The 26,366-nt window shown below is 57.9% G+C and carries 28 protein-coding genes; 12 read left to right on the top strand and 16 right to left on the bottom strand.

Translation table 11 applies throughout. The annotated features are described in order from the left end of the window. Positions 1-120 precede the first annotated feature (120 nt). Together SRBAKS_RS10490 and SRBAKS_RS10485 are read left to right on the top strand one after the other, a co-directional pair. The gene (locus tag SRBAKS_RS10490; protein ID WP_229590843.1) at positions 121-573 is read left to right on the top strand and encodes a hypothetical protein; all 453 of its coding nucleotides are present in this window, start codon (positions 121-123) and stop codon (positions 571-573) included. Between the two features lie 3 nt (positions 574-576). Next, positions 577-1,320, top strand: a complete 744-nt coding sequence (locus tag SRBAKS_RS10485) for an SIR2 family NAD-dependent protein deacylase (RefSeq protein WP_229590842.1) — start codon at positions 577-579, stop codon at positions 1,318-1,320. A gap of 3 nt (positions 1,321-1,323) precedes the next feature. Here the strand turns inward: SRBAKS_RS10485 and galE are convergent, their stop codons facing one another. The 6 genes from galE to SRBAKS_RS10455 all read right to left on the bottom strand — a co-directional run bounded on the left by galE (position 1,324) and on the right by SRBAKS_RS10455 (position 7,404). Further along, positions 1,324-2,301, bottom strand: coding sequence for a UDP-glucose 4-epimerase GalE (galE, locus tag SRBAKS_RS10480; RefSeq protein WP_229590841.1), 978 nt, complete (start codon positions 2,299-2,301; stop codon positions 1,324-1,326). 60 nt (positions 2,302-2,361) lie between these two features. Continuing rightward, positions 2,362-3,996 (bottom strand): methyl-accepting chemotaxis protein, encoded by a 1,635-nt coding sequence (locus tag SRBAKS_RS10475; RefSeq protein WP_229590840.1) that lies wholly within the window; start codon positions 3,994-3,996, stop codon positions 2,362-2,364. A gap of 125 nt (positions 3,997-4,121) precedes the next feature. Then, on the bottom strand, positions 4,122-5,270 hold the full coding sequence (chrA, locus tag SRBAKS_RS10470) for a chromate efflux transporter (RefSeq protein ID WP_229590828.1): 1,149 nt from the start codon (positions 5,268-5,270) through the stop codon (positions 4,122-4,124). Next, entirely contained in the window at positions 5,271-6,503 is a 1,233-nt protein-coding gene (gene hemW, locus SRBAKS_RS10465; protein WP_229590827.1) for a radical SAM family heme chaperone HemW, read from the bottom strand. A gap of 2 nt (positions 6,504-6,505) precedes the next feature. Further along, the gene (locus tag SRBAKS_RS10460) at positions 6,506-6,862 is read right to left on the bottom strand and encodes a hypothetical protein (protein WP_229590826.1); all 357 of its coding nucleotides are present in this window, start codon (positions 6,860-6,862) and stop codon (positions 6,506-6,508) included. Next, positions 6,862-7,404, bottom strand: a complete 543-nt coding sequence (locus SRBAKS_RS10455; RefSeq protein WP_229590825.1) for an epoxyqueuosine reductase QueH — start codon at positions 7,402-7,404, stop codon at positions 6,862-6,864. The genes SRBAKS_RS10460 and SRBAKS_RS10455 overlap by 1 nt, the downstream gene beginning before the upstream one ends. A gap of 166 nt (positions 7,405-7,570) precedes the next feature. On the opposite strand from SRBAKS_RS10455, the gene SRBAKS_RS10450 reads away from it, so the two are divergent. The 3 genes from SRBAKS_RS10450 (at position 7,571) to SRBAKS_RS10440 (ending at position 9,859) form a co-directional block, all read left to right on the top strand. After that, positions 7,571-8,164 carry a VOC family protein gene (locus SRBAKS_RS10450; RefSeq protein WP_229590824.1) on the top strand — a complete coding sequence of 198 codons (594 nt, stop codon included), beginning with the start codon at positions 7,571-7,573 and terminating at the stop codon, positions 8,162-8,164. Between the two features lie 118 nt (positions 8,165-8,282). Next, the gene (gene sfsA / locus SRBAKS_RS10445; protein WP_229590823.1) at positions 8,283-9,011 is read left to right on the top strand and encodes a DNA/RNA nuclease SfsA; all 729 of its coding nucleotides are present in this window, start codon (positions 8,283-8,285) and stop codon (positions 9,009-9,011) included. Next, the gene (locus SRBAKS_RS10440) at positions 9,008-9,859 is read left to right on the top strand and encodes a DMT family transporter (RefSeq protein ID WP_229590822.1); all 852 of its coding nucleotides are present in this window, start codon (positions 9,008-9,010) and stop codon (positions 9,857-9,859) included. Before sfsA ends, SRBAKS_RS10440 begins: the two co-directional genes overlap by 4 nt. Before the next feature lie 35 nt (positions 9,860-9,894). Here the strand turns inward: SRBAKS_RS10440 and SRBAKS_RS10435 are convergent, their stop codons facing one another. Next, entirely contained in the window at positions 9,895-10,398 is a 504-nt protein-coding gene (locus tag SRBAKS_RS10435; RefSeq protein ID WP_229590821.1) for an acyl-CoA thioesterase, read from the bottom strand. Between the two features lies 1 nt (position 10,399). After that, complete coding sequence (locus tag SRBAKS_RS10430; protein WP_229590820.1) at positions 10,400-10,642, bottom strand: hypothetical protein; 243 nt, start codon at positions 10,640-10,642, stop codon at positions 10,400-10,402. A 109-nt stretch (positions 10,643-10,751) separates the two neighbouring features. Between SRBAKS_RS10430 and SRBAKS_RS10425 the strand changes: the two genes are divergently transcribed. The 4 genes from SRBAKS_RS10425 to SRBAKS_RS10410 all read left to right on the top strand — a co-directional run bounded on the left by SRBAKS_RS10425 (position 10,752) and on the right by SRBAKS_RS10410 (position 14,193). Beyond that, positions 10,752-11,081: a hypothetical protein gene (locus tag SRBAKS_RS10425; RefSeq protein ID WP_229590818.1), complete on the top strand. Its 330-nt coding sequence runs from the start codon at positions 10,752-10,754 to the stop codon at positions 11,079-11,081. Positions 11,082-11,365: 284 nt separating this feature from the next. Next, complete coding sequence (locus tag SRBAKS_RS10420) at positions 11,366-12,352, top strand: glycosyltransferase family protein (protein WP_229590816.1); 987 nt, start codon at positions 11,366-11,368, stop codon at positions 12,350-12,352. Positions 12,353-12,362: 10 nt separating this feature from the next. Then, positions 12,363-13,181, top strand: a complete 819-nt coding sequence (locus SRBAKS_RS10415) for a TatD family hydrolase (RefSeq protein WP_229590815.1) — start codon at positions 12,363-12,365, stop codon at positions 13,179-13,181. A 121-nt stretch (positions 13,182-13,302) separates the two neighbouring features. Next, entirely contained in the window at positions 13,303-14,193 is an 891-nt protein-coding gene (locus SRBAKS_RS10410; protein WP_229590814.1) for a DMT family transporter, read from the top strand. Between the two features lie 9 nt (positions 14,194-14,202). Here the strand turns inward: SRBAKS_RS10410 and SRBAKS_RS10405 are convergent, their stop codons facing one another. From SRBAKS_RS10405 to SRBAKS_RS10370, 8 genes are all read right to left on the bottom strand, one after another. Further along, complete coding sequence (locus SRBAKS_RS10405; protein ID WP_229590812.1) at positions 14,203-14,556, bottom strand: PilZ domain-containing protein; 354 nt, start codon at positions 14,554-14,556, stop codon at positions 14,203-14,205. Between the two features lie 309 nt (positions 14,557-14,865). Continuing rightward, positions 14,866-15,849, bottom strand: a complete 984-nt coding sequence (gene glpX, locus SRBAKS_RS10400) for a class II fructose-bisphosphatase (protein ID WP_229590811.1) — start codon at positions 15,847-15,849, stop codon at positions 14,866-14,868. A 9-nt stretch (positions 15,850-15,858) separates the two neighbouring features. After that, positions 15,859-17,820 (bottom strand): transketolase, encoded by a 1,962-nt coding sequence (tkt, locus tag SRBAKS_RS10395; protein ID WP_229590810.1) that lies wholly within the window; start codon positions 17,818-17,820, stop codon positions 15,859-15,861. A gap of 26 nt (positions 17,821-17,846) precedes the next feature. Further along, a complete protein-coding gene (rpiB, locus tag SRBAKS_RS10390) occupies positions 17,847-18,287 on the bottom strand; it encodes a ribose 5-phosphate isomerase B (protein ID WP_229590809.1) in 441 nt (146 codons plus the stop codon). A gap of 23 nt (positions 18,288-18,310) precedes the next feature. Beyond that, positions 18,311-18,616 carry a hypothetical protein gene (locus SRBAKS_RS10385; RefSeq protein ID WP_229590808.1) on the bottom strand — a complete coding sequence of 102 codons (306 nt, stop codon included), beginning with the start codon at positions 18,614-18,616 and terminating at the stop codon, positions 18,311-18,313. Beyond that, positions 18,616-19,494: a hypothetical protein gene (locus SRBAKS_RS10380; RefSeq protein ID WP_229590807.1), complete on the bottom strand. Its 879-nt coding sequence runs from the start codon at positions 19,492-19,494 to the stop codon at positions 18,616-18,618. The genes SRBAKS_RS10385 and SRBAKS_RS10380 overlap by 1 nt, the downstream gene beginning before the upstream one ends. Then, positions 19,491-21,266, bottom strand: a complete 1,776-nt coding sequence (locus tag SRBAKS_RS10375; RefSeq protein ID WP_229590806.1) for a tetratricopeptide repeat protein — start codon at positions 21,264-21,266, stop codon at positions 19,491-19,493. Before SRBAKS_RS10375 ends, SRBAKS_RS10380 begins: the two co-directional genes overlap by 4 nt. Before the next feature lie 29 nt (positions 21,267-21,295). Further along, the gene (locus SRBAKS_RS10370; protein ID WP_229590805.1) at positions 21,296-22,327 is read right to left on the bottom strand and encodes a sigma-70 family RNA polymerase sigma factor; all 1,032 of its coding nucleotides are present in this window, start codon (positions 22,325-22,327) and stop codon (positions 21,296-21,298) included. A 283-nt stretch (positions 22,328-22,610) separates the two neighbouring features. Here SRBAKS_RS10370 and SRBAKS_RS10365 point away from each other — a divergent pair, with 283 nt between their 5' ends. From SRBAKS_RS10365 to SRBAKS_RS10355, 3 genes are all read left to right on the top strand, one after another. Then, positions 22,611-25,019, top strand: coding sequence for a homocysteine S-methyltransferase family protein (locus tag SRBAKS_RS10365; RefSeq protein ID WP_229590804.1), 2,409 nt, complete (start codon positions 22,611-22,613; stop codon positions 25,017-25,019). Positions 25,020-25,373: 354 nt separating this feature from the next. Next, positions 25,374-25,904 (top strand): TlpA family protein disulfide reductase, encoded by a 531-nt coding sequence (locus tag SRBAKS_RS10360; RefSeq protein ID WP_229590803.1) that lies wholly within the window; start codon positions 25,374-25,376, stop codon positions 25,902-25,904. A 3-nt stretch (positions 25,905-25,907) separates the two neighbouring features. Next, on the top strand, positions 25,908-26,366 hold the full coding sequence (locus SRBAKS_RS10355) for an N-acetyltransferase (protein ID WP_229590802.1): 459 nt from the start codon (positions 25,908-25,910) through the stop codon (positions 26,364-26,366).

Genomic DNA, 26,366 nt, shown 5'->3' with positions numbered 1-26,366 from the left:
CCGCGTTTTCCCATTCGCCTACCAAATGGGTGCTTGGAGGTTGGCAGGCATTGTTTGACCTTGTGGTTCCAATACCTATATAGAAAGCAGAACATGTGGATTGAAGCCGGAGAATGAGCCATGCATAGCAAGACAAAATCCGCGCTGGCCGCTTTTTTGGTTATGGCCGTAGCGTTTATCGCACTCTATCTCTTTGATTATACCGACAACTATGTCGGGGATCGATTTGAAGGGGCTATCGAGAGCCGCCGTCCGTCAGCGGAGGAAACCTTCTCGCTTGACGGGTTGATCGGGTATTATGACTGGGACTCGGTGTGTCTGGTTCTGCCTGAGACTGAGCACGCCTTCAAAACCCGTCTGGGGATGGAGTACAAGCACAAGGTGAGTACCGATTCAACATGGAGTCTGGTGTTTCTCAAGGGAAAACATGTTGAAACAGAAATCCAGATAGAGCAGGCATTTCTTGGTGCTCCAAAGGATTTTGAAGACCCTTGCATGGCTCGCTGGTCAGCTATTTTCGGTGTCAATATAGATGAAAACGGGCACCGGTATCTCTTTGTGACCGGGCATTGATCCATGTCCAATCACGCTCTTGAAAATGCAGCCCACGCTCTGAGGGAGGCTCGGTGTGCCATGGCCTTTACCGGTGCGGGCATTTCCGTGGAGTCAGGCATTCCGCCCTTCAGGGGGCCGGGCGGTATCTGGAGTATCTATGATCCCGAGAAATTCGAGAAAGGATACTTCAAGCGTCATCCAGAAGAAGTCTGGCCGCTGCTCAAGAAAATATTTTACGATTCGTTTGGCAGGGCCAAGCCCAACGCGGCGCATCTGGCTCTGGCTGAGCTGGAGCAGGCGGACAAGCTGGCCGGCATCGTCACACAGAATATCGATTCGCTGCACCAGGCGGCCGGGAGCCAAGTGGTCCATGAATACCACGGCAGCACCAGGCGTATGCAGTGCATGCAGTGCCGGACGTACTTTGACGCCGACGCCATATCGCTGGACACGCTCCCTCCGCGCTGTCCGTCTTGCGGGGGCCTGCTCAAACCGGACTTCGTCTTTTTTGGCGAGGGCGTTGCGTCTGACGTCCATTATGCGGCAACGGATCTCGCTAAGCAGTCGGATGTCTGTCTGGTCATCGGCACCGGGGGACAGGTCGTGCCTGCCGGGCGCATCCCGTATATCGTGAAGAACCGGGGCGGGGTGATTATCGAGATCAATCTGTCGGACACCGGGTACACCTACACAACCAGTGATTATTTCCTTGAAGGCAAGGCCGGGGCCATGGTCTCGAAGCTCGTGCGCTGTGTGCTGGGCTGATCGCTAAGCCAGATCTTTCTGATGCCAATTCCAGGCCGTGCGGACGATATCGCGGACGTCGCCGAATTGGGGTTTCCATCCAAGAATATCGCGGGCTGCCGCGGCAGAGCTGACCAGCGCCGGGGAGTCTCCGGGGCGGCGTGTGGATTCGGTTACAGGGATCTCCCTGCCGGACACTTCTCGGGCCACGTCGATGATTTCGCGCACGGAAAAGCCGTTGCCGTTCCCCAGGTTGAAAGCCCGTGAATCACCGCCCTTTATCAGGTATTCAAGGGCTTTGACATGCGCATCCGCCAAGTCGGTGACATGAATGTAGTCGCGTAGGCAGGTGCCGTCCGGGGTGGGGTAGTCCGTACCGAAGATGGTGATATTGTCGCGCAGGCCGAGAGCGGCGTGCAGGATGAGCGGAATGAGGTGTGTCTCTGGCTGGTGGCGTTCGCCAATCTCGCCGTCTAGGTCTGCCCCTGCGGCGTTGAAGTAGCGCAGGCAGACGTGCTTGAGGCCGTATGCGTGGTCGAAATCGGCCAGAATCTGCTCGATCATCCGCTTGGACCATGCGTAGGGCGACAACGGGGAGAGGGGGTGATCTTCGGCGATGACGTCGGTGACAGGCTCGCCGTACACGGCGGCTGTGGACGAGAAGACAAGCCGTTTGACATCGGCAGCCATCATGGCGTCCAGCAGGTTCAGAGTGTTGCGAACATTGTTGCCGTAGTAGAGTTCCGGCTTTTCAACGGATTCGCCCACGGCGATGAAGGCGGCAAAGTGCAGCACCTCGCCGATATCATGCTTGGAAAAAACGCTTTTGAGAAAGGCGGGATCAGCCAGATCGCCGTTTTCGAACTCACCCCATTTGAGAAAGTCACGGTGGCCTGCCACCAGGGAGTCCAGAACCACGACTTCGCGGCCAAGCTGGCTCAAGGCCTTGGCCGCATGGGAACCGATGTATCCGGCGCCGCCGGTGATGAGTGTCTTTTGCATGGAAGCAACATACTCCAGGTGACGGTAGATGAGAAGTACTCAGGGAGTCGGCAGAGCGATTTATCCCTGCATTTTCTCGATGAGCTCCTTGAGCGAACCAGCCAGATTGGAAAGCGAGCTGATCGCCTGCCTTGATTCGTTCATGGCGTGGGCGGTTTCGCTGGAGATGGCGTTGATCTCCTCGGTGGCTCTGGTGACCTGTTCGCTGGTTGAGGATTGCTGCTCCGCTGCCGTGGCAATGGAGCGGACCTGATCTGCGGCCATGTTCACGCTTTCGCTGATGTTCTTGATGGCTTCACCGGCCTGTGAGGCCAGTTTGGTGGAGTTGTGCACGGCGACCACCGCTTCTTCGGTGGCGGTGACATTTTTCTGGGTGTCGGAGCGGATGGACGCAATGGCCTGATCGACCTCCTTGGTCGCTTCCATGGTCTTTTCGGCCAGCTTGCGGACTTCGTCTGCAACAACGGCAAAACCCCGTCCTGCCTCACCGGCACGGGCAGCCTCGATGGCCGCGTTCAGAGCCAGCAGGTTGGTCTGGTCCGCGATGTCGTCAATGACCTGCATGATGGCGCCGATATCCTGTGTCTTGCGCCCCAGACCGGCCATAGACTCCTTGAGCCCTTCTGATTGCTGTCCAACGGTATTGATGGCGTCCACGACCTTGCGGACGAGTTCGTCGCCTTCTTCGGCCTGCGTGCGCATGGTGTTGGCATTGGCCGAGGCGTCAGAGGCGTTGCGCGCCACTTCCATGACCGTGGCGTTCATCTGTTCCATGGCCGTGGCGGTCTCCGATGCACGGTCGCGCTGGTTGTCAGACCCCTTGCTCGCTTCGTTTACCTGATTCGCAAGCAGGGTCGCTGCCGAATCCATTTCATTGGCGATGCCTTCGGCTTCCCTGGCGGCTTCGAGGATCAGCGTGTGCTGTTCCCGTGCTTCGGCCTCGCTCTCCTTGATCTGCGTGGTCTCGGTCAGGATGGTGAAGGCGCCGACGATCTGTCCGTCCAGATCCTTGATGGGAGAGATGTCCACGAGCAGATGGTATGGGCGGCCTTTGCGGCCGGTGCCCTCGGTGGGCTGGGCTGTTATGACCGTGTTCTCGCGCATGCATTTGCCAAGCATGGTCGGCCTGGATTTGTCGCCGTAGACGAATTCGGCCATGTGCATGCCGATAAAGGTCTCCGGCGGTTCGTCAATCTGGAGCAAATCGAGTTCGGGTTGGTTGAGGAAGGTGATGATCTCGTCGGTGTTCACCACGACGCAGGGCTGCGTCAGGCTGGTCAGCAGCCCCTGGGCCATGCCGAGTTTGGCCTTGAGTTCTCCCGTCATGGCCCGCACAGAATCGATTGCCTCGGAAATGGTGTCCTTGGCAGGATAGTCGATGGTGATATCGTAGTTCCCGTTGGCGACCGCGTGGGTGAAATCCGACAGCTCACGCAGGGGCCTGATCATGACTTTGACCAGCACGAGGCTGCCGATGGCTGAGACAGTAATACCTACAGCCATGACGAGAAGGACGACCAGGAGGGTGTGCTGTTTGATTCCCGCCATGACAGCCGGGTCCAGCTGTAATGCCGTGAGTTCGATATTCAGTTGAAAGATAATGCCTGCTGCCAGTGCGATGGCCGTGAGGGTCACCATGCTGACAACGCCAATGACGAGTTTGAAGCGAAAGGGAACCGTCCTGGGATCAAACATGCTTCTCCACCCTTGCTGAAATATGCGCGTGCTATCGTCCGGCTTCCGGCACGATCAAAACACTAGAGATAGTTTAGAATCTCTACGATGACGAGGCCAGTCTGTCAATACAGGGTGGCAAATATCTACAGAACAACCGCGCTGACAACCGCGCCTGCCAGCACCACCCAGATGATGTCGACTTTCTTTCGCAGGGCTATGAACGCGGCCAGGGCGATGAGGATTTCCAGCATGCCCCATTCCACGCTTATGGCAAAACGGACGGCAATGGCTGCCATGAGCCCTACCAGCGAGACGAGGCTGCCCTTGAGCACGCGGCGGGCGATGGGGGAGTGTGTCAACCGATCGGCAAAAGGGGTGGCTGCGCACAGGATGATGAGGGAAGGCGAGAACACGGTGACTGCCGCCACCAGTGCGCCCATGAATCCGGCCAGGGCGTAGCCCACGAACGCGCCGGTCATGACGATGGGGCCGGGCGTGACCTGACCGAGGGCGATGCCGTCCATGAGGCGGGCTTCGCTCATCCAGCCATGCACCTCCACGACCTCGTGGAACATGAGCGGGACGGATACATACCCGCCGCCAAAGGCGAAGCAGTCGATCTTGATCATGAGCAGGCCGAGGCTGGACAGAGTGGGATCAATGAAATGGAGTACGGCCACGAATGCGATCAGACAGGCCAGCAGCAGCCCGGCAAAGCGGATGGGGCGGGTGTCGATGGGGGCTGTGGTGCGGGGGCCGTCGCCCTGCTCTTCGCGGAACACGAAGACGGCCAGGGTGCAGACCACCACCAGCGCGAGGATGGGGTTCCCGCGAAGGCCGAGCCAGACTCCGGCCAGGCAGGCCAGCAATCGGGCGGGCAGGGAGTCTAGATAGCGCTGGGCAAAGTTGAAGGCCGCATGGGAAATGAGTGCCACGATGACGAGCTGCAACCCTCGGAAGGCGGCCATGACCGGGGCCAGTTCCTGGGCAGAAAAATAGAGGACGGTCAAGCCCACCATGAGCAGGAATGCGGGCATGCTGAAGCCGACATAGGCGGCCAGTGCGCCGGGACCGCCGCGCGCCCGCAATCCCACGTAGGCGGCCACCTGCATGGCCGTGGCGCCGGGGATGATCTGGGTCACGGACATGCCGAGCCTGAAGTTTTGGCCATCCAGCCATTTTTCGCGATCCACTGCCATGGCGCGGATATAGGGGACCATGGCCGGGCCGCCAAAGGCGGTCAGCCCGAGCTTGAGGAACCGGATGAATATCAGGAGCAGTGCGGGGCGCATTTAGTCCTCGTAAGCGAGTCGCTGAATGATGACGTTGGACACCAGCATGCCGTTTTTCGTCAGGCGGAGCCGTCCCTGACTGATGCGGACCAGATTCTCGCGGTGCAGGGCCGCTATGAGTTTTTCATGGCGTTTGACCAGGTCGTATCCCGCCAGCTTGCGGAAGTCCTTGAGGTCGAGGCCCCGGCTCGTGCGCAGGGAAAGCATGATCCTCTCGGTGAGCAGATCCTCGTCGGTCAGGTCTTCGAAATCGTTGCCTACCAAAGCGCCTCGGACATAGGCGTCGTATTCGTCCATGTACCGGGGAGTGGTGAAGCGACGACGACCGAGGGTGGACACGGCTGACGGGCCGAGGCCGAGGTAGTCGGAGCCGTCCCAGTACCCGGAGTTGTGCGTGGACATGAACCCCATGCGGGCGAAGTTGGAGACCTCGTAGTGCATGTAGCCCATGGATTCGAGATATTCCGCGCCGTAGATGAACATGCGCCCCTGTTCCTTTTCAGAGGGCAGGGGAAATTCGCCGTCAGGAGTGCAGTTGCGGGCCATGACCGTTCCCGGTTCCAGGGTCAGGTTGTAGGCGGAGATGTGTTCAGGTCGCATCTCGGCGACATTCTTGAGCTGGTCGATCCACGTCTTGAGGCGCTGGTTGGGCAGTCCCCAGATGAGGTCCAGCCCGATGTTGCCGAATCCTGCGCGTCGTGCCGCATCATAGGATGCGTGCGTCATGCCCACTGAGTGCGGGCGTCCCATGATCTGGAGGTCGAGGTCGTTGAGGGACTGCATGCCCAGGGACAACCGGTTGAACCCCATGGAGAGCAGCCCTCTGAAATAACTGACGTCCTGAGCCGAATCCGGGTTGGCCTCGATGGTGGTTTCCATGCCCTGCGTGAAGGTGAAATGCGTATCGAGCGCCTTCATGATCTGATTCAGGTGACTGAGTGGGAGAAGGCTCGGGGTGCCGCCGCCAAAGTAGATGGTCCGCAGTTTCGGTTTTTTCAGCCGACCGCCCCAGAGTGCTATTTCCTGAAGCAGGAGCTTGAAATACCATGTGAAAGTGACTTGGTTGAAGGATTGAGAGTGGAAGGAGCAGTAGTGACAGCGCGAGTGGCAGAAGGGAACGTGAATATAGAGCAGCAGCCCTTTTTCATCTGGGTTGGCCGCTCTTTTGGTCTTGGGCACCGCATCGGGAAAGGCGGGTTTGACCGGAATATTTTCACCGTAGATTCTGCCCATAACTACACGCTCTGATGACGGCCGGAGAAGATGACCATCGCGCCGAAAGTGATATACAGACCCACTATCAGTCCGATGACGCCAACGGCCGGGGCCGTGTTAAAATGCTGCCAGCCGCCGATGACCGCTCCGGCGGCGTCATAGATCATGAGAATGGAGATGGCCCAGATGGAGATGCGCTGTCGTTTGTACGCGAACCAGACAATGACGGAATAGGTCAGGAGCATGAGGATGCCCATGCCCCATGCCTCTGTTGTGTTGTTCTGAAGCCCGTTCAGCATGGCGGCCACGCCCTTGATGAGCAGAAAGGCCACGAGCACCACTTCGCGTTTGAACAGGAAACCGAGCAGGGGCCGCATCAGGTATCCAGCTCCTTCTTGTACCGTTCGTTCTCACTGTAGAGGCAGCCGCAGTATTGCTGGCGATAGATGCCCCACTCCTTGGAGGTCTCTATGCCCTCCTGCCATCCTTCCCGGAAGTCGTGGTACAGAAATTTTGTTTTGGCCGACTCCAGGTCGCGACCCAGAGCCGCGATCTCGTCATGCTTCTGGTATTTCGAATAGAGCAGCGTGGTCGTGAAGAAGTCAAAGCCTCCTTTTCTGGCGATCTGGGCGGTGCGCTCCATGCGCATGGCATAGCAATGGAAGCAGCGGTTGTTTTCGCGGTGGGCCACGGCCCGAAACCATTCCTGCGGCTTGTATTCATTGTCCTTCACGATAACGCGGATGCCGAGTTGTTCGGCCACTTCGATACAGCCATCACGCCGCTTCACGTATTCCATGAGCGGATGAATATTCGGATTGAAGAACAGCCCGGTGACCGCATACCCCTCGTCAAGCAGGTGCTTCAAGGTGGTGATGGAACAGGGACCGCAACAGATATGGAGCAGGACTCTTTTCATAGGCTGCCAGTTTGATCGTATTGCCGATGTTTGTAAAGGGGCGGTGTGTGCGACCAGCTGAACGTGTGGCATCCACGTGGCCACGGATATTCGATTTCCCCTTGACACGATTCGTCAATCCACCTCTCTTGAAAAGAACTTGAAAGCACAGACACAGGAGGCGAAATTGGCGACATATACGGGTATCAATCATCTGGCCATGGTTACGGGGGATATGGACGCCACCATCCGGTTCTGGCGTGACCTGCTGGGCATGCGGCTGGTGGTCGGGCTCGGCCATCCGGGCTACCGCCACTATTTTCTGGAAATCTCCGAGCATGACATGATCGCCTTTTTCGAGTGGCCGGATGTTGAGCCGCTGGATGAGCGGGATCACGGCTTTCCGGTCAAGGGCAAGATCGGGTTCGATCATATCTCGTTCGGAGTGTCCTCCCAGGCCGACCTCTGGGAGATCAAGGACAAGCTCGAAGCCGCTGACTTCTGGTGTTCCGAGGTGGTGGATCATGGCTTCATCCATTCGATCTATGCCTTTGACCCCAACAATCTCCCCATTGAATTCAGCGCGAATGTAGAGGGTGTGGACCTGCGCAGGACACCGATCATGGCCGACAGCGACCCCAGCGTCGAGGCCCGGAAAGGGGCCGAACCGCAGGCCGGTGTCTGGCCGTCCGTGATCACCCCCACCCCGGAAGCGGAGTGGGTCAGTTATGATGGTGAAGGGCGGCAGGTGGTGGAAGCGCTGGAAAAAAAGAAAGGGTGAGCTTTCCATTACCGGCATGGATCACGGGGCAGCCAGGACATAAATGGCAATACGGGCTGTTTTCACTGGCAATGAGAAGGTAAATCGCCTAGTTGAAGATGGGTCCAAGGAGATGTTCATGCCCAGACCAACCGCGTTTCTTCCTTTTCACGCCCCCTGCCGGGAGGCGTCTTTCATCCGTCGCATCAAGCGGTTCACGGTGGAGGCCGAGGCCCTCAACGGCCCTGATGCGGGCACCATCCTCAAGGCGCACACCAACAACACCGGCTCCATGCTCGGTCTGTTGCGGCCCGGCAGCAGAGCGCTCCTTTCTCCGGCCGCCAATCCTAATCGCAAACTCAAATATACGCTTGAAGGCCTTGAGCTGGCCGGAAACATGGTCGGCGTGAATACATTGACGCCCAACCGCATGCTGTACGCGGCCTGGGAAGCCGGGGCCATGCCCGAGGTGGCCGGGTATACCCATTTCAAGAAAGAGGCCAAGGTGGGCCAGAGTCGTCTGGATGCGTTCCTGTCCGGCGACAAGGGCGATCTCTGGGTGGAGTGCAAGAACGTCACGCTGGTTGAAGATGACGTGGCTTGCTTCCCGGATGCGGTTACCGAGCGGGGACAGAAACATCTGCGCGAGCTCATGAGTCTGGCCGCCACCGGGGTGCGCGTGGCCCTGTTTTTCCTGATCCAGCGCGGTGACGGGCAGTGTTTCGGCCCGGCTGATTTTGTGGACGCAGTCTATGGTGCGCTTTTTTATGAAGCGCTCAATGCCGGAGTGGAAGCGTGGCCCTATGTGGCCGAGGTGGATGCAACCGGTATCCGGTTGGGAGATCGCTTGGGAGTGGTTGCACCGTGACCGGCCTGCTTATCGGTGTCGTGGCCATCAGCCTCTCTTCGGTCATGGTCGTTCTCAGTGGAGCGGCCCCTGAAGTGGCCGGATTTTATCGCCTGTTCGGCGGTGGGCTGGGGTTGCTCTTCATCCTTGCCAGACAGGGGAAGATGCAACAACTCACCCCTCATGTCTGGAAGTGGGGCGTGTTGGCAGCCATTTTTTTTGCCGGAGACATCGTGTTCTGGCATCGCTCCATAGCCTATGTCGGTCCGGGATTGTCCACCATGCTGGCCAATTTTCAGGTTATCCCTCTGGCCATTGTGTCCGCCCTGTTCTTCAAGGAACGGATGACCGTGCGCATGGGACTGGCCATCGTGCTGGTGCTGGTCGGTCTCTATCTCATGGTGGGAGTGGGCTGGGACGCCTTTACCGCCGATTATCGGCTGGGAGTGGCCTACGGTTTGCTGACCGCCTGCTTCTACGCGCTCTATCTGCTCAGCCTCAAGTATTCCCTGGCCAAAACAGGGGCTGACCCATTGGCCATGGCCGCCGTGGCCGCGTTGCTTTCCGGTGTGCTGCTGGGCGGGATGGGGGTTGCTGGTGACGAGTCCTTCGTGGTGACCGGCGTACAGCCGATCATGGCCCTGATCACGCTGGCCCTGTTGTGTCACGCCACAGGGTGGTATCTCATCACCCGGTCCATTCAGGCCGTGAAGGGGGCGCTGGTCGGGCTGCTCCTGCTGTTGCAGCCGCCGCTGTCCTTTCTCTGGGATATTCTCTTGTTCGACAAACCGATCAACGTCATCGAACTGGCCGGTGTGGGACTGGCTCTGGTCGGTATCTACATAGGATCGCTCAAGGCAGAAAAATAGCAAGGCCGCCATCGGTGACCTTTGCATAAACAGTATCAGGTGTTTTTTCCCAGACAGACGGTTTTCCCCTCTTCCAGTTCCCGCTCTTTCTTGCGCAGCTCCCTGCGTAGTTCGGCTTCCTGAAAGCGCCGCCTGTCGGTTGCGGTCTCCAGCTTGAGCGGCGGTACCTGCGTGGGCCTGGCGTTTTCGTCCAGGGCCACATAGGTCAGGTAGGCCGAGTTGGTGTGGCGCACCTCGCCCGTCTTGAGGTTTTCGGCTTCCACGCGCACGCCGATCTCCATGCTGGACCGGCCCACATGGTTGAGGCTTGCCTTGAAGGTCAGCAGTTCGCCCATGTACGCGGGTTGCTTGAAGGCCATGCGGTCAATGGAGACCGTGACCACGTTGGTTCGAGAGTGTTTCTTGGCCACCACGCCACCGGCTGTGTCAATATGCTTGAGGATCACGCCGCCGTGCAGATTACCTGCGGGGTTGGCGTCCTGCGGCAACACGAGGTGAGTCATGATCACGTCCGACTCACGCGATGATTTCGGTTCCATTTCAGTCTCCCTTGTGCTTCCCGAACTGAACGCGCGCTTCCCAGACCAGCTTGCCGATCTTGCGCCCCAGGTCGGCCTGGCGCGTTTTAACCAGTGCATCTGCGGCCTCGGTACTGCCCTGCTGCTTGAGCAGCGTGGCGGATTCGAGATCGCGTAAATGTTTTTCACACTCCCTGATCATCCCCGACAGATCCAGAGTCTCCAGTTCCTTGGGCACGCGAACACTGCGTACTTTCCTGCTCATGAGACACCCCCCGATGTATTCATTTTGTCATTCAAAATGATGACAAAGCGTGGAACAGTCGTCAACCCCTGTATTGCATGGCTGAGGGATTTGCGTCTATAGAGAACCCATGAGCATTTCCCCCGCAACCAAAGGTATCATACAGAACATCTGTAACACCGTGACCATCATCGGCCTGTGTCTGGTGGGTGTTGTCCTGCTGAAATACTATGACGGCGGGCTTGCCCCCAAGTATTTTCCGGAGAGCCTGCATACTGATAAACATCATGTTTACGGGCTGTTATTGGCCTTGCCAATTCCTCTGCACGTGACGTTCATAGGGTTGATCGTGCAAAAGCGGTGGCTGTCGGCCAACATGGCCCGGTTCGCCTGGATAGGAATAACCGTGTCCGGGATATGGCTTGGCATCGCCCTCCTGATCAAGATTTTCGCCCTGTAAAAAAACGTGTCGTCATGATGGATCGTGACGATATTGTTGCTGGTTTTCAACACGAATGAAGCGAACCGTCCTCCGTGAAGGGGTAGGTTTGCTTCATTCAATGTATGGAACTCCTCTCTGTGCGGGGCGGGCTTCCCCATCAGTCACCCGCCCCGCACCTCTCCGGATTGAGCTGCCCCCTAGGTCTCAATGACATTATCCCTGATCCGTCCAAGAAATGTTCCCCCTCAAATATATCAGTGCCTTGCTAAAAACGCTGGTTTATGGTTTCCAAAGGGAACACCATGAAGACATACATATTTCTCCCTCCGGTCAAGAAGCCGACCGGGGGCATCACCGTCCTGCGGCAACTTGCCGATATCCTGCACCAAAATGGGCATGAGGCCTTTCTTGTCCCCCGTGAAGCCGGAGGATGGCGGCCTGAGGGATTGGCCGATGCCGCGCCGATCGTCGAATGGAACGCCCTGCAAATGACTTCCTCCGATCTCTGGCTGGTCCCGGAGGGGTGGGTCAACGCGTTGGTCCCGGGCATGGAAGCGGGCGCATTGTGTTTCAGCTATGTGCAGAACTGGGCATATCTTTTCTCATCTCTGCCCGAGGGCGTGGACTGGCATCATCTGCCGGTGGAATTCCTGGCGGTGTCCGACCCTGTCTCCCGGTTTATCAAGGAGTCCACGTTCAAGGATGCGCCAATCCTGAGGCCCGGCATTGATCGGACCATTTTTTATCCGCCCCAAAAACGGGACAACGGGACCATCAAGGTCGCCTACATGCCCCGCAAGAACAAGGCCATGGCCGAGCAGATCATGGCTATTTTCGAGCACCGCGCCGGATTGGGTGCGGTCACCTGGGTGCCGCTGGAAGGGCTGGACGCCCATGGCGTGGCTGACGCGCTCAGGGCCTGTCATATTTTTCTGGCCACTGGCTTTCCCGAGGGATGCCCGCTGCCGCCGTTGGAAGCCCTGGCCTGTGGGTGTCTTCCCGTGGGCTTCACCGGATTCGGCGGTTGGGATTACATGCGCCAGATTCAGGAAGAGCCGCGCTATACGCCGTGGGTGCACCTCCGCGAGGTCAACTGGGCCGGAAACGGATTCTGGTGTGCGGACGGAGATGCCCTGGATGCGGCCCTCTGTCTGGAAGAGGCGGTCTCTTTAATCAAGAATGAGGACCTGTACCTGCTGGCCGCTTTTGAGGCTGGTCAGGAGACCGCGAACGCCTACTCCCTGGCCGAGCAGAAGCGTGCCATCCTGAACCTCTGGGACCAGTTGTGAGCCGATTCTGATGGGAAAAACCAAACGAGCCGAACCCGAATCCCTGGAGCTTGCGCAGGTGGGAGTGGACTCCCACGCTCACCTTGATCTTGAAGATTTTGATGAGGATCGGGAAATCCTTCTCAGGCGTGCAGCCGATTCCGGCCTCAGCCAGATCGTGAATGTCTTTCTTGGACCCGATGCCTATGAGCAGCGGAAAGGGTTGTTTGATGCCCATCCGCAGGTGTCGTTTCTTTTGGGCGTGCATCCCAATAATGCGGAGCAACTCACTGATGAGACGCTCTCCCGCATGCGTGCGCATTTTCTGGCCGATCCGCGTCTCAAGGGAGTGGGCGAGATCGGTCTGGACTACTACTGGGATCGTGTGCCGCACGATGTTCAAAAGGCGGCGTTCATCAGACAGCTGGAGCTGGCCCGCGAACTGGACAAGCCTATCATCATTCACTCCCGTGATGCCAATGACGACACCGTGGCCATCCTGCTGGAACAGGGCTTCAAGGATCATCCGCTCCTCTGGCACTGCTTTGGTGCCGATATGGAGCTGGCCGAGACGATCGTTTCTTCCGGGTGGCACATCTCCATTCCCGGACCGGTCACGTTCCGCAAGAAATCCGAAGAGGTGCAGGCTGCCGTGGCGCGTATCCCCCTTGAGCTGCTCATGATCGAGACAGACTGTCCCTATCTTGCGCCCGAACCATGGCGCGGCAAGCGCAACCACCCGGCGCTGGTCGGGTTTACCGCCAAACGGATAGCTGAAATCAAGGGGCGGTCTTTGGAAGATATCTGGCAGATAACCGGCGATAATGCCCGACGCTTTTTCAGCCTCTAGGATTTCATGCCGTATTGCCTTCGATCAAGGAGGCAGGCAAGTGTGCAGAGTCTGGATTGCATGTGGCGCCTGTCCTGCCGTTACCGCTTGACATGATGGTGGAAACGCATACCCTCCGAGCATGAATTTTCTGACCCCAGGCATGCGCTTCATGCTGCTCGGCACCTTTCTCTTTTCCATTGGGTCATTGTTGATCAAGATGGCAGGCTCTTCCATACCGACCATGGAAATCCTCTGGGTGCGTGGTGTGGTGGGAGTCGGCCTCTGCTGGATTATTCTGCGTCGAGCCGGAGCGGGCATGTTCGGGCAGCGCAAGGTTATGCTGCTTTTGCGTGGGCTGCTCGGATTCGCCGGACTGTTTGCGGAGTTCTATGCCATTGTCCATCTGCCGCTGGCGGACGCGCTGGTTCTGCTCTTTTCGCATCCCGTGGTGGTGGCGGTCTTTGCCTGGTTTATCATGGGTGAAAAAATATCGTTGGGCGGTGCCATCTCTATTGTTACGACGGTTGCCGGTGTGGCCCTGGTCTGCAAGCCCTCTGCATTGTTTGGATTGAGCGCCGGGCCCGGGTTGGACCCTGTGGCCCTGATCGTGGGCTTTGTAGGGATCTTCCTTATTGCCGGGGCCATCATCTCGGTGCGCTCGCTGGCCAAAACCGAGCACCCGGCCGTGGTCATGCTCTATCCACCGCTGGTCATTGTTTTTCTGGGACCGCTGTTTGCGCAGGGGTGGGTCAGGCCGAGCATGATCGAGCTGCCCATGCTCATCGGCGTGGCCATCTTCATGAACGTGGGACAGTATTATATGACCAAGGGGTATGCCATTGAGTCGGCGGCCAGAATATCCGGGGTTTCCTGTCTGGAGATTGTGTTTGCGGCGACGTGGGGCATGCTGTTTTTGGGTGAGATACCTGATATCTGGACTGCCCTGGGTGGCTCGCTTATCATTTTCGGCACCCTGGCGCTTGGTCGCAGTGGAGTGAAAGAGTTGAGCAGGCTCTCTACGACGGAGTAGGTGGCGAAGTTACTTCTGGAATATTTCCAGCATTTCTTCATCAACGGCATCCGGGTCTTGGGCGTTGAGGGTCACCAGCCTGTGAAGTGAGGTGAAACTCATCTCATCCATTTCCGTAAAACGCATGGCCGCATCGCCATTGCCGTGGCGTACTATTTCACCATCCACCACGATACGGATACCGGGCGAAAGCGGGAGATGCAGTTCGCACTTGGTCCCCTCAATGCAGTCTTCACAGCCGGTCAGCAACGCGCCCTTGAGGCTCAGATTTTTGGTGGCAACGGGAATGATGACGTCGCCCATGGAGACGTAGGCCTCGAACCCGGCGTTTACGCGTGTACGGTGTCGTTTTTCATTGGTCATGACTCATACCTCCTTATGGGGTCAGTGTAGCACAATTGAGGTGGGGCTAAAAGAGGTGCGCACAGAGAATTACGCATACGCTTCATTTTGTAAGAACAGCCTTGAGTCCCGGCTATCGGCAGCCGCTTCAGCCTGCCCTGACAGGACTTCGCTGGGCAAACAGTTTTCTTTTCGGAGTTGATATATCCCGGACGCCCTCTGCGTCAGACGGGGGCAGCTCTGTTGGTTCATGCCGGGGCTCTGGTCAATCCGCGAAAAAAAAGGCCGGGACGCATATGCGTCCCGGCCTCGTTTGAGAGCAATGAGGGTCTAGTCGTATTCCACGGCAGAGAACTGCATGAGGGTATCCCAGTTGTGGATGGCTTCCACGTAGCGGATGGTCCCGGTCTTGCCGCGCATGACGAGGGAGGACGTCTCTGCGCCGTGTCCATGGTACTTGACGCCTTTGAGGAAGGTGCCGCCGGAGATACCGGTGGCCGCAAAGAAGAGGTCGTCGCTCTTGACCAGATCGCTGACGGTCAGCACGCGACGGATATCCATGCCGAATTCGGACAGGGAGTTCTTTTCTTTCTGCTTCTGCGGATCAAGCTTGGCGAACATTTCGCCGCCCATGATGCGGATGGCGATGGCCGAGAGCACGCCCTCGGGGGTGCCGCCGGTGCCCATCATGACATCCACCTCGCAGCGGGGGTCGATGGCCATGAGCGAGCCGGTGATGTCACCGTCGGTGTGCAGCTGGATGCGTGCGCCCGCTTCGCGGATCTCGGAGATCAATTTTTTGTGACGGGGTTTGTCCAGCACAAAGACAACCAGATCGTCCACGTCCTTGTCCAGGGCGCGGGCGATGAGTTTCAGGTTGTGACCGGTGGGCGCTTCGATGTCCACCACATCCTTGGCCTGGGACGGAACCACGAGTTTCTGCATGTAATAGCTCGGGCCCGGATCGAACATGGCGCCGGCCGGGGCCACGCCGACAACGGCGATGGCGTTGGGGCGACCATTGGCAAGCAGGTTGGTGCCCTCCAGAGGGTCCACGGCGATATCGACTTTGGGACCGGTGCCAAGACCGAGCTTCTCACCAGCGTAAAGCATGGGAGCGTCGTCTTTTTCGCCTTCGCCGATCATGATGCGGCCTTCGATTTCCAGGGTGTTGAAGCAGAGGCGCATGGCGTCTACAGCGGCCTGGTCAGCGGATATCTTGTCGCCTTTTCCGAGCCAGCGGGCGCAGGACAGTGCAGCGGCCTCAGTGACGCGGACCAGGTCCAGAGCGAGGTTTTTTTGTGGTGCTTCCATAATTTACTCCTAGTATTTCTCTCGGATCATCCGGGCAAAGTTTTCAGGCGTGAATCCGTACTTGTCAGACAGGATCTGGCCCGGAGCGGAGGCTCCGAAGTGATCCACACCAAGCACAACGCCGGTCAGGCCGACATATTTGTGCCACAACTGCGTGCGACCGGCTTCGGCGGCGGCGCGGTTGGTAACTTCCGGGGGCAGTACTTCATTTTTATATGATTCAGGCTGATCGTCAAACAGTTTCGTGGACGGCATGGAAACCACACGCACGTTGCGTTTGAACAGCTTGGCTGTTTCCAGACAGAGGGAGACCTCGGAACCGGAACCGATCAGGATGAGATCAGGGGTACCGTCGCAGTCCTTGATCACGTAGCCGCCCTTGCGTGGACCGTCGGTCACGTTGGGGTATTCTGCGGGATCGAGGATGGGCAGTCCCTGACGGGTCAGGAACAGGGTGGACGGCATATCCTTCTGCTTGAGCGCGATGTCCAGGCAGGTTGCCGTTTCCATGGCGTCGGCCGGACGCAGGTCAATGAGGTCCGGGATCAGGCGCAGGGAGCTGACGTGCTCGATGGGCTGATGGGTGGGACCGTCTTCGCCGACCCAGAAGGAGTCGTGGGTGAAGACATACAGCACCGGCAGTTTTTGCAGTGCGGACATGCGGATGGCGTTGCGGCAGTAGTCGGCAAAGGTCAGGAAGGTCGCGCCAAACGGCATCAGGCCGCCGTGCAGCTGCATGCCGTTCATGATGGCCGCCATGGGGAACTCGCGGACACCGAAGGCGAGGTTGCGGGAGCCGTAGCCGTCCACACCGAAGTCGCCGTAGGTATCGCGGAAGTGTTGGGTCTGGTTTGAGGGGTCGAGGTCTGCCGAGCCGCCGACAAGGGTGGGCAGGGAGTCCATGACCGAGTTCAGGCAGGTTCCCCATGCCTTGCGGGTGGCCATTTTTTCACCGGGGGTGAATTCGGGCCAGTCAATGGTCAGCTCGGTGCGCGGCTTGGTGACGTGTCCCCACATCTCGGCAAAGTCGGCATCCTTGAGCTTGGTTTCGAGCATGGCCTGCCAATCGGCGGCGTTCTGACGCAGGCCGTCCTGGCGGGAGCGGAAGGACTCGACCACGTCCTCGGGGACATAGAAGTCTTCCACGGGCATGCCGAGTTTTTCTTTGGTGGCGGCGATTTCCTCTGCGGACAGAGGGGAGCCGTGGGTCTTGTGGCTGCCTTCCAGGGACGCGCATCCCTTGGCCATGGTGGTGTGGCCGATGATCAGCGTGGGTTTGGATTTCTCCAGCTGGGCGTTCTTGATGGCGGCGCGGATTTCATCGTGATTGTGGCCGTCCACTTCCAGAACCTGCCAGCAGAAGCCTTCAAAGACTTTGCGGTGGTCGGTGCAGTCGGCTTTGCAGGTGGGCCCGGCAAGCTGAATCTTGTTGGAGTCATAGTAGACGATGAGGTTGCCAAGCCCCCACAGGCCGGCCAGAGAGGCAGCGCCCAGGGCAACAGGCTCCTGAATGTCACCGTCGCAGGACAGGGCGTAGGTGTAATGGTCCATGACATCGGCGCCGAGCTTCTCGCGCAGGAACGCTTCTGCTGCGGCAAAGCCCACGGAGACGGCAAAGCCCTGGCCCAGAGGACCGGAGGTGGCTTCGACGCCCGGGGTCTCGTTCACTTCCGGGTGGCCCGGGGTGCGAGAGCCGAGCTGGCGGAACTGTTTGAGATCATCCATGGAGAGCAGGCCCTGCAGGTGAAGCAGGCTGTACAGCAGCATGGATTCGTGCCCGGCGGCCAGCACGAAGCGGTCGCGATTGAACCACTTGGTGTCATCCGGGTTGGTGTTCAGGAATTCGGAAAACAGGATGGTGGCAAAGTCGGCAGAAGACATTGCGCCGCCAGGATGTCCGGAATTGGCTTTGGCAATGCCGTCCATGATGAGACCTTTAACGACAGCAATGGTCTTGTCCATCTGAGTCATTGTATGAGTACCCTTCTTAAAAGTTGCTATTTGGAAACAGTGTCAATGAGGTCGATACGCCGCTGATGTCGATCGCCCCCGAACTCGGTTTCGAGAAATGCTTTCAGGATTTCCAGGGCCAACCCCTGTCCCGTGACGCGTTCGCCCATGCAGAGGATGCGCGCGTCGTTGTGCTCGCGGGCCATGCGAGCCAGAAATTCGTTGGTACACAATGCCGCGCGCACGCCCATGCGATTGGCGGTCATGGTCATACCCTGGCCTGTTCCGCAGATGAGGACACCGAGCTTGGCGTCGTCCTGCTTGATGCTGTTGCATACCTTGGCCGCAAAAAGCGGATAGTCGCAGGAGTCCAGGCAGTCCGGCCCCTGGTCCTCTACGGTATATCCCCACTCTTCAAGCGCCTTGATGTATACAGCCTTGAGATTGAAGCCCCCGTGGTCGGAGCCGATGACGATGGTCTTGTTCACAGCTAATCCCCCGATTCAACCGATTACTTGGTGCGCAGGTCGTTCATGCGCTTTTCTCTGTCGCCTGCCAGTTCGCTCTTGAGCGTGGCTATTTCCTCTTTTAGAAACTCGATCTGCTTCAGACAGAGTTCCTTTTCCGCTTTCTTGCCTCTCGGCGCTTCAGCGATATGTCCGAGGATGCCATATTCCCGTTTAAGTTCTTTTTCAAGCCTGCTGACTTCGAATTTCCCGAACAGGGAACGGACCAGCCATTTGATTTCGGCCAGCCATGTTTTGAGGCCGAGCAGAAAAATTTCCATGACCGTTTCATTCTGGGTGGTGTCACTCATTATTTATCCTCATATATGACGGGGAGTTCCCCGGTCTCACCGGTATATATTCCCTTATCAAGCCGAATGGGTTCGACCGAATCGGGCAACGTCAGATTTGTTGACGCGGCAGGCCAGGATGCCACCATAAGCTCCCTGGACTTGATGTGCAAGATGCCTTTCTCTCCATTATCAAGGGCCAGGGTCAGCTTGCCCGGCAGCGGGGTGACGTTGGCGGCCGCGTCTTCAAAGCGGTTAATTTCCAGTTGCCAGCTGTGCGCTCCGTTCTGCGTGATGGTGGTGGGACCATGCATGAGGATGGGCCGTCCCAGCGTATCAAGTATGATGCGGGTCACCAACTTGCCTTTGACCTCGTAGACGTACGTCTCGCCCACGCGCTTGGCCGTGGTGTAGGTCCGGGGTGCCAGACCGGAAAAGTCGCCCGTGGAGACCCGGGCCAGTTCGTTGAGCGAAAAGGGGAAGGGCATGCCCAGGCGGGTGGCCCCGAGTACCGGGTCGGTGTGAGCGTACGCCTTGTCTTCCTGCGGGTAGAAGGCGAGCAGACCGGAGGCGTCTTCGCGGATATGCGCCAGCAGCGTGCCCACGGAAGCGGAGACATCCAGTCGCATGGGACCGTCAAAGTCTCCCCACAGGGTCACCAGGGTCCGGTTGGTACGCTTCCTCGGCTTGATGCGGGAGTAGTACAGGGACGCCTTGACCTTCATGGCCGGGTCCTTGGACGGTGAACAGTAGTGACGCCTGAACGATTTCCAGGCTGCGTCCGGCGTGTCCATGGCCGTGCCGGGAGACACTCTGGGCGCACAGGCCGCGAGGACGAGCAGGAGCAGGGCGGCCGCGGTTGCCGCCAAGGTGGAGGTCAGCCAGGGCCGTGACATCATAAGTTCTTCAGCTTTTCCTTCACGGTATCGGCATTGGAGGTTTTGTGCTTCAGGGAGAGCTTGTACCCCTTGCGTGCCGCCTTGGTATTGCCGGTTCTGGTGGCGATGTCGCCATAGTGTTCCCAGATCGTGGGATCTTTCTGGACCACGTCCACGGCGTACTGGATGTATTTCCACGCCTTTTCAAATTCCCCTCGCTTGAAATGCACCCAGGCCACGGAGTCGAGAATGTAGCCGTTCTCCGGGTCGAGGTTGGAGGCCTTGGTGACCAGCACAAGGGCGCGGTCGAGTTCCCGGCCTTCTTCTGCCAGGGTGTAGCCGACATAGTTGAGGGCATTGGCATTGTCCGGGTGGGCGCGAACGACCTGCTCCATGAGTTCCAGTCCCTCGGCCCTGCGGTTCAGGGCTTCATAGATCATGGCCAGCTCATAGGTCAGTTCCGGGTCATTCCTGCGGTGCAGCAGCCCTTGTTTCAGGGCTTCCTCGGCGCCGGTATAGTTCTTTTCGAGTCTCAGCAGAGAGGCTTCCAGTATGTAGAAGATGGAAGCGTTGGGGTACCGCTCCTTGCCGGTCACGGCGATGCTGAGGGCGTCATCGACCCTGCCCATGCTGGCAAGAATCTGCGCCTGGAATCGCAAAGCGTGAGGGTACAGCCTGTCATGCGGATCGACCTGATTGAGGTAGCTCAAGGCTTTTTGCTGGTCGTTTTCACCCTGATCGGCGATGACCGCCTTGTAGAAAAAGTATTCTGCCGGGATGTCAGTGTCCGTGGCCAACCTGTCAAGGGTTGTCGACCCCTGGGCATAAAACCCGTTGTCGATGAACATGAGGGCGGCGTCGATGACGAACTCCTTGGTGGGCGGGCCATCCATGGCGAGCTCAAGAGCGCGGTCGGGATTGTTCAGCTTGAGGTTGAGGCTGATGAGTCTTGACCTGGCTTCGTAGAAGGCTTCGTTCTCTTCAAGGATGGAAGAGTAGATCTTTTCAGCCGCCACGTAATCCTTGGACATCTCATACTGGTAGGCCAGCTCGACCAGCGCTTCGGTAAAACCGGGGTCCAGCTTAAGGGTTTTCTTCAGGTTGGCGATGGCTGCCTTGCGCATGCCCAGGTTTCCCTGGACCCGCCCCATGGTGTAGAGAGTCTCCGGACCGCGTTTGGCCTCCGGTATCTTGTTGAGCGCGTCCAGAGCTTCGGCGTCCTTGCCCGCTTCCATGAGAATCTGACCGAGCTGCTCCAGCACGTCGATGTCATCCGGGTGGCGGGAGATGAAGCCGTCCATCACCTTGATGGCGTCGTCCAGTCTTTCGTCCGCGATATAGGCGTTGGCCAGATAGACGGTCAGCATCCGGTTGTCGGGATAGCGGGCCAGTCCTTCGTTGAGGGCCTTGCGGGACAGGGCCGTGCCTTCAGGATGGTTCCAGAACAGTCCGGCCTTTTCCACATAGAGTTGCGGGGAGGGATCAATGGCCAGGATACGATCCAGAGCGGCCACGGCTTCGGCATGTGTCTTGGCCGCTTCCTCTCTGGACATGGCCCTGACGCCTCTTTTCTGGGCGTCCTGCCGCAGTTGCTGGAGCTTGTCCATGTAGACAAGGTAGTCGTAGTTGGCCTGTGCCGATGGAGACATGGGTCTGACAACCACCTGCGGCTGTCCTGTGTCCATGGTGGAGGTCGTCTGTTTGCCTACGCAACCAGCCACGGCCAGCAGTGAGACTGTCAGTGTCAGGGCAAATAGGGCCGTGCGTAATTCAAACCGGTTCAATTGTGTCATCAGTTCATCCCAATGGGGCAAAAAGTCGGTTAATCGTGTTCCAACACCCAGTCTTTTGAAAAATCCTGAATTCTCTCAGTCATGTGTTCCTTGATCTTGCTCAACAATCTGGCTTCGATCTGGCGGACACGTTCTCTGGTCACGCCGAAGGTCTCGCCAATCTCCCGCAGGGTGACGGGGTCTTCGGACAGCAGCCTCTGATCAAGGATGGCCATCTCCTTTTCGTTCAGCAACGGGCGGATGGCTTTGATGTTCTCCAGCAGCAGCCCCACGATCTGGTCATTGGCGATGGATTCTTCCACTCCCGGTCCCAGCGATGGCAGAAAGTCCATCTTGGTGGCATCGGAGTCGTCGCCAAGGGGTGCGTTCAACGACATGTCGTTCTTGGACAGGCGCTGATCCATTTCGTCGATTTCCGATTCAGAGACCCCGAGCCGTTCACTCAGTACTTCTGTGGTCGGATCAAATCCCATGGTCTGGAGGCGTTGCCTTTCCTTGTTCAGATTGTAAAAGAGCTTGCGCTGGGTCTGCGTGGTGCCGATCTTGACCATGCGCCAGTTATCCATGATGTACTTCAGGATATAGGCCTTGATCCAGAAGGCGGCATAATAGGAAAACTTGATGCCTTTTTCCGGGTCGAATTTGGTCACGGCCTTGAGCAGGCCGACATTGCCTTCCTGAATCAGGTCCAGCCCGTTCTGCATCCAGCGTCGCTGGAAATCCATGGCGATCTTGACCACCAGACGCAGGTGGGATGAGACCAACTTGAAAGCGGCATCCTGATCGTTCTCGTCCTGCACGCGCTTGGCCAGCGCATATTCCTCTTCCGGCTCCAGCATGGGAAACCGTGCGATTTCCTTGAGATACAGCTGCAACGGATCACGAACACGCACTTCCTTCGAGGACGGTGCAAAGTTCATTGCCGGGAGCCTTTTCTCCAGCCCTTCGGTCTTTGCCGGGGCATTTATGGGGACGGCGGTCGGCTCCGGGATTTCAACGTCGATCTCATCGGGATCAACAATCTCGGGCTCAACCACAGTCGTCGTATTCTCTGTTGTCATTCGATATATATGGGTGGCGCAACGTGCGCCCTGTTCATTACTTAATATAGAGAGCAAAAAAAGGACACTATAGTTTTTATTCGAGTGAAGCAACGTTTTTCACTTTTGACCACTTTGTGCAAAATCGAGCCTAACCATACAGGAATACAGCTTCAAGGCTAGTAAAAAGCGCTTGATATTTGGTGTATTCACGTCTATATTGAGATATCTTGATATAAGAATACGTCAGCTCGACCCGGAAGACCCGCTGTTTTCCGTGTTCGGGAGGCATATGGAGGATATAATGCCCGACTTCAGATCACTGCTTGACGACGACAAAATCTATTATTTTGATGGTGGTTACGGCACCTTGCTGCAAGGTCGCGGACTGCCCGCAGGCCTTTCGCCCGAGCTGTGGGGGCTCAGGGCTCCCGAGGTCATCCAGGCTGTGCATCAGGACTATCTCGATGCCGGAGCCAACATCCTGACCACCAACACCTTTGGCGGTTCCAGGCCCAAGCTGGGGCTGGACGCCGACCCCTATGAATTGAACAAGGCCATGACCCGAATCGCCCGCAAGGTTGCCGGAGATTCCGCGTTCGTGGCCGCATCCATCGGACCTACCGGGCATTTTGTCGAGCCGCTTGGCGACCTGACTTTCCGTGAGTTGGTGGATATTTTCAAGGAGCAGATCCAGGGCTGCGTGGACGGCGGCGCTGACCTCATCCTTGGAGAGACGCATTTCGATCTGGCCGAGGCCAAGGCCGTGGTTATCGCGGCCCGCATGGTGTGTGACCTGCCCGTGGCCATGTCCATGACCTTCGAGGGTGAGGCGTCCCTGACCGGCACCTCGCCGCAGACCTTTGTGGACACCATGCAGAACATGGGCGTCGAGCTTATCGGCACCAACTGCTCTGCCGGTCCCGAGCAGATGCACAACACGCTCAAGGCATGGGCTCCCCGTCTGGAGACCCCGACTTTTGCCGAGGCCAACGCCGGTCTGCCCGAGCTGGACGATGAGGGTAATACCGCCTTTCGTCTGTCGCCCGACGCCTTTGCCGAGCAGGCCAGCGGATTTGTGGCTCTGGGCGCCAAGTTCATCGGCGGCTGCTGCGGCACCACGCCGGATCATATCCGTGCGCTGCGCGCCAAGGTGGGCAACGCCAGCTGGGTGCGGCCTCAGAAGACCGACAACGCCCAGATGGTCCTGACTTCCAGAGCGGTTTCCGTGCCCATCGGTTTCGATCACCCCGGCGTGATCATCGGCGAGCGCATCAATCCCACGGGTAAGAAGCAGCTCATCGCCGAGTTGCAGGAAGGCGTGTTCACCGAAGCCCAGCGATTCGCCACGGAGCAGATCGAGCTGGGAGCGCCCGTGCTGGACGTCAACGTGGGAGCGCCCATGGTGGACGAGGTTGCGCTGCTGCCCGAACTGGTGACCTCTCTGGTCGGCCGGTTTACAACTCCCTTGTCCATTGATTCAAATGACATGAAGGCTGTTGAGGCCGCGCTCTGGGCCTATCCGGGGTCGCCGCTGGTCAACTCCATTTCCGGTGAACCCGGCAAGATGGAAACACTCGGTCCCCTGTGCAAACTCTTTGGCGCTCCGTTCATTCTGTTGCCCATCGTGGGCAACAAGCTGCCTGTCACGGCCAAGGAACGGCTCAATGTCATCGCCGACCTGCTGGCGCAGGCCGATGCGTTCGGCATCCCGCGCCGACTGATCATGGTGGATGCCCTGGCCCTGACCGTGTCCTCCAAGCCCGAGGCCGCACTGCATTCCCTGGAAGTGATGCGCCACTGCCGTGAAAAGTGGCAGTTGCCCACCACCATCGGGTTGTCCAATATCTCTTTCGGCCTGCCTGCCCGCGAGTTGCTGAACTCCACCTTCCTGGCGCTGTCCATGAGCGCAGGGCTGTGTTCGTTCATTTCCAACCCCAACTCGTCGCGCATTCAGGAGAGCCTGCATACGACTGAGGTCCTGCTCAATCGGGACAAACAGGCAGAGCGGTACATTGATAGATTCACCGACTGGACCCAGGCCGAGCCGACCCAGTCAAAGGGCTCGACCAAAGGCGATGTGGCAGAGGACCTGCCCGTGGTTCAGGTCGCTGTCATCAAGGGAAACAAGGACGGTATCGTCTCTCTGGTCGAAGCTGAGCTTGAAGGCGGCATGTCGGCCATGGAGATCGTCAACTCGCTGCTCATTCCGGGTATCCTCGTGGTGGGCGAAAAGTATGAGAAGAAGGAGTACTTCCTTCCGCAGCTCCTGCAGAGCGCCGAGACCATGCAGACCGCCTTTGCCCGACTCAAGCCGCTCCTTGAAGAGGGCGGAGCTGCCGAGGACAAACCGGTCGTCATCATGGCCACGGTCGAAGGCGATATTCATGATATCGGCAAGAATATTGTCTGTCTGATGCTCAAGAACTACGGATTTGACGTGGTCGATCTCGGCAAGGACGTGCCGGCCGAAAAGATTGTTGACGCGGCTGAAGAATCCAAGGCAGCCCTGATCGGCCTGTCCGCCCTCATGACCACCACCATGGTGCGCATGGAAGACACGGTGAGGCTGGTCAATGAACGCGGCCTGAAGGCCAAGGTCATCATTGGCGGGGCCGTAGTCACCGAAAAGTTCTGCAACGCCATCGGCGCTGACGGCTGGTCCACGGATGCCGTGGCCGCAGTCAAGCTGGCGCAACAGTTGACCCGATAAAACCTCGACATCAGTGGCTTCTGTTTTCGGAGGCCATGCATGAAGCGATCAAGCTAATGAAGGCGCACCCTGCTTCAAACAGGGGGCGTCTTTTTTGGGCTGATGTGAATGGGATGGCCCGGCAGGGGGATGTGCAGCTTTGTTCATAGTGCTTGCCTCTCTTGATTTGTTCAACTATCAGCCCAACAGAACTGATGTGACGATCCCGTTGGCCATTGCCGGTTTCAGGCTCTGAAGATAGGGGTGAGACTGGCAGGAAAGTGCTGTGGAATCGAGGGTTGGGAAGGCTTTATCCGCTTTTATTTGGTGGACTTCTCTGCTATGCTTCTTTTTTACACCAAAATGAGGTGAAATATGAATATATTACAGCGCATAGCCGTTGTTCTGCTTCTGATGGTGGGGCTGGTTGCCTGCTCTGAAGAGCCCGGTGCCCAGGCCGAATCCGCGGAGGCCCCTGAGGCAATGACTGTGGCCGTTGCCCCGGAAAGTGAGATCGGCAGCATGAAGCTGTCCGAGTTGAAGACCTTTCTGGCTGATAATGGTGATAAACCCACGTTTATCGTGGTGTGGACCACATGGTGCCCCTCCTGCAAACAACAATTGCCCGAGCTTGAACAGCTCTATGCAACGCATGGTGACAAGGCCAACATACTGGCCGTGTCTCTGGATAAGTCCAAAGACGTGGTGGAGACGTTCTTCGAGAAGAAGGGGGCGTTGAAACTGCCGACATACTGGAGTGATGAAGCCCTTGCTGCCGAGTTCGGCATCGAGGCGATCCCTACCCTGCTCATTTTCAACAAGGACGGAGAGCTGGTTTTTCAGGAGGCGGGCGTGTATCCCCACTCCATGCTCACCGTGGTCGTTGACAAAATGGTGAACGAGTAACCGATGATTCGTAAAGCGCGTATTGATGATGTAAAGAAGATCCACGGTCTGCTCATGCATACCGAGGAACATGAGGCCCTTGTACTCCCCCGTTCGTTCAGCCAGCTCTATTCCCATCTGCGGGATTTCGTGGTTGCCGTGGACGACAATGACGACGTGGTGGGGTGCTGTGCTTTGAACATTATCTGGGACAACCTGGCGGAGATTCGTTCGCTGGTCGTGGTCCCGTCCCAGCGCGGCAGGAAACTGGGGCGCAAGCTGGTGGAAACCTGCCTGTCCGAAGCCGTGACACTCGGTATATACAAGGTATATACCTTGACGGAAGCGCCGGATTTTTTTGCGCACCTCGGATTTGTCGAAGAAGATATGGAAAAATTGAACCAGAAAATATTTCTGGACTGCCTCAATTGCGCCCGGTTCCCGGACCATTGCAATGAAGTGGCCATGATCATGAATCTTTAA

The sequence above is a fragment of the Pseudodesulfovibrio sediminis genome (assembly GCF_020886695.1).
Taxonomy (GTDB): Bacteria; Desulfobacterota; Desulfovibrionia; order Desulfovibrionales; family Desulfovibrionaceae; genus Pseudodesulfovibrio; species Pseudodesulfovibrio sediminis.
Note: the sequence above shows the minus strand (reverse complement) of the source record. Positions and strands in the feature narration are given on the sequence as shown.

Bases quoted from the DNA above. Each gene is read 5' to 3' on its own strand.
- SRBAKS_RS10490 (WP_229590843.1), top strand. From the start codon at position 121: ATGCATAGCAAGACAAAATCCGCGCTGGCCGCTTTTTTGGTTATGGCC.
- SRBAKS_RS10485 (WP_229590842.1), top strand. From the start codon at position 577: ATGTCCAATCACGCTCTTGAAAATGCAGCCCACGCTCTGAGGGAGGCT.
- galE (WP_229590841.1), bottom strand. From the start codon at position 2,301: ATGCAAAAGACACTCATCACCGGCGGCGCCGGATACATCGGTTCCCAT.
- SRBAKS_RS10475 (WP_229590840.1), bottom strand. From the start codon at position 3,996: ATGTTTGATCCCAGGACGGTTCCCTTTCGCTTCAAACTCGTCATTGGC.
- chrA (WP_229590828.1), bottom strand. From the start codon at position 5,270: ATGCGCCCCGCACTGCTCCTGATATTCATCCGGTTCCTCAAGCTCGGG.
- hemW (WP_229590827.1), bottom strand. From the start codon at position 6,503: ATGGGCAGAATCTACGGTGAAAATATTCCGGTCAAACCCGCCTTTCCC.
- SRBAKS_RS10460 (WP_229590826.1), bottom strand. From the start codon at position 6,862: ATGCGGCCCCTGCTCGGTTTCCTGTTCAAACGCGAAGTGGTGCTCGTG.
- SRBAKS_RS10455 (WP_229590825.1), bottom strand. From the start codon at position 7,404: ATGAAAAGAGTCCTGCTCCATATCTGTTGCGGTCCCTGTTCCATCACC.
- sfsA (WP_229590823.1), top strand. From the start codon at position 8,283: ATGCCCAGACCAACCGCGTTTCTTCCTTTTCACGCCCCCTGCCGGGAG.
- SRBAKS_RS10435 (WP_229590821.1), bottom strand. From the start codon at position 10,398: ATGGAACCGAAATCATCGCGTGAGTCGGACGTGATCATGACTCACCTC.
- SRBAKS_RS10430 (WP_229590820.1), bottom strand. From the start codon at position 10,642: ATGAGCAGGAAAGTACGCAGTGTTCGCGTGCCCAAGGAACTGGAGACT.
- SRBAKS_RS10425 (WP_229590818.1), top strand. From the start codon at position 10,752: ATGAGCATTTCCCCCGCAACCAAAGGTATCATACAGAACATCTGTAAC.
- SRBAKS_RS10420 (WP_229590816.1), top strand. From the start codon at position 11,366: ATGAAGACATACATATTTCTCCCTCCGGTCAAGAAGCCGACCGGGGGC.
- SRBAKS_RS10415 (WP_229590815.1), top strand. From the start codon at position 12,363: ATGGGAAAAACCAAACGAGCCGAACCCGAATCCCTGGAGCTTGCGCAG.
- SRBAKS_RS10410 (WP_229590814.1), top strand. From the start codon at position 13,303: ATGAATTTTCTGACCCCAGGCATGCGCTTCATGCTGCTCGGCACCTTT.
- SRBAKS_RS10405 (WP_229590812.1), bottom strand. From the start codon at position 14,556: ATGACCAATGAAAAACGACACCGTACACGCGTAAACGCCGGGTTCGAG.
- glpX (WP_229590811.1), bottom strand. From the start codon at position 15,849: ATGGAAGCACCACAAAAAAACCTCGCTCTGGACCTGGTCCGCGTCACT.
- tkt (WP_229590810.1), bottom strand. From the start codon at position 17,820: ATGACTCAGATGGACAAGACCATTGCTGTCGTTAAAGGTCTCATCATG.
- SRBAKS_RS10385 (WP_229590808.1), bottom strand. From the start codon at position 18,616: ATGAGTGACACCACCCAGAATGAAACGGTCATGGAAATTTTTCTGCTC.
- SRBAKS_RS10380 (WP_229590807.1), bottom strand. From the start codon at position 19,494: ATGATGTCACGGCCCTGGCTGACCTCCACCTTGGCGGCAACCGCGGCC.
- SRBAKS_RS10375 (WP_229590806.1), bottom strand. From the start codon at position 21,266: ATGACACAATTGAACCGGTTTGAATTACGCACGGCCCTATTTGCCCTG.
- SRBAKS_RS10370 (WP_229590805.1), bottom strand. From the start codon at position 22,327: ATGACAACAGAGAATACGACGACTGTGGTTGAGCCCGAGATTGTTGAT.
- SRBAKS_RS10365 (WP_229590804.1), top strand. From the start codon at position 22,611: ATGCCCGACTTCAGATCACTGCTTGACGACGACAAAATCTATTATTTT.
- SRBAKS_RS10360 (WP_229590803.1), top strand. From the start codon at position 25,374: ATGAATATATTACAGCGCATAGCCGTTGTTCTGCTTCTGATGGTGGGG.
- SRBAKS_RS10355 (WP_229590802.1), top strand. From the start codon at position 25,908: ATGATTCGTAAAGCGCGTATTGATGATGTAAAGAAGATCCACGGTCTG.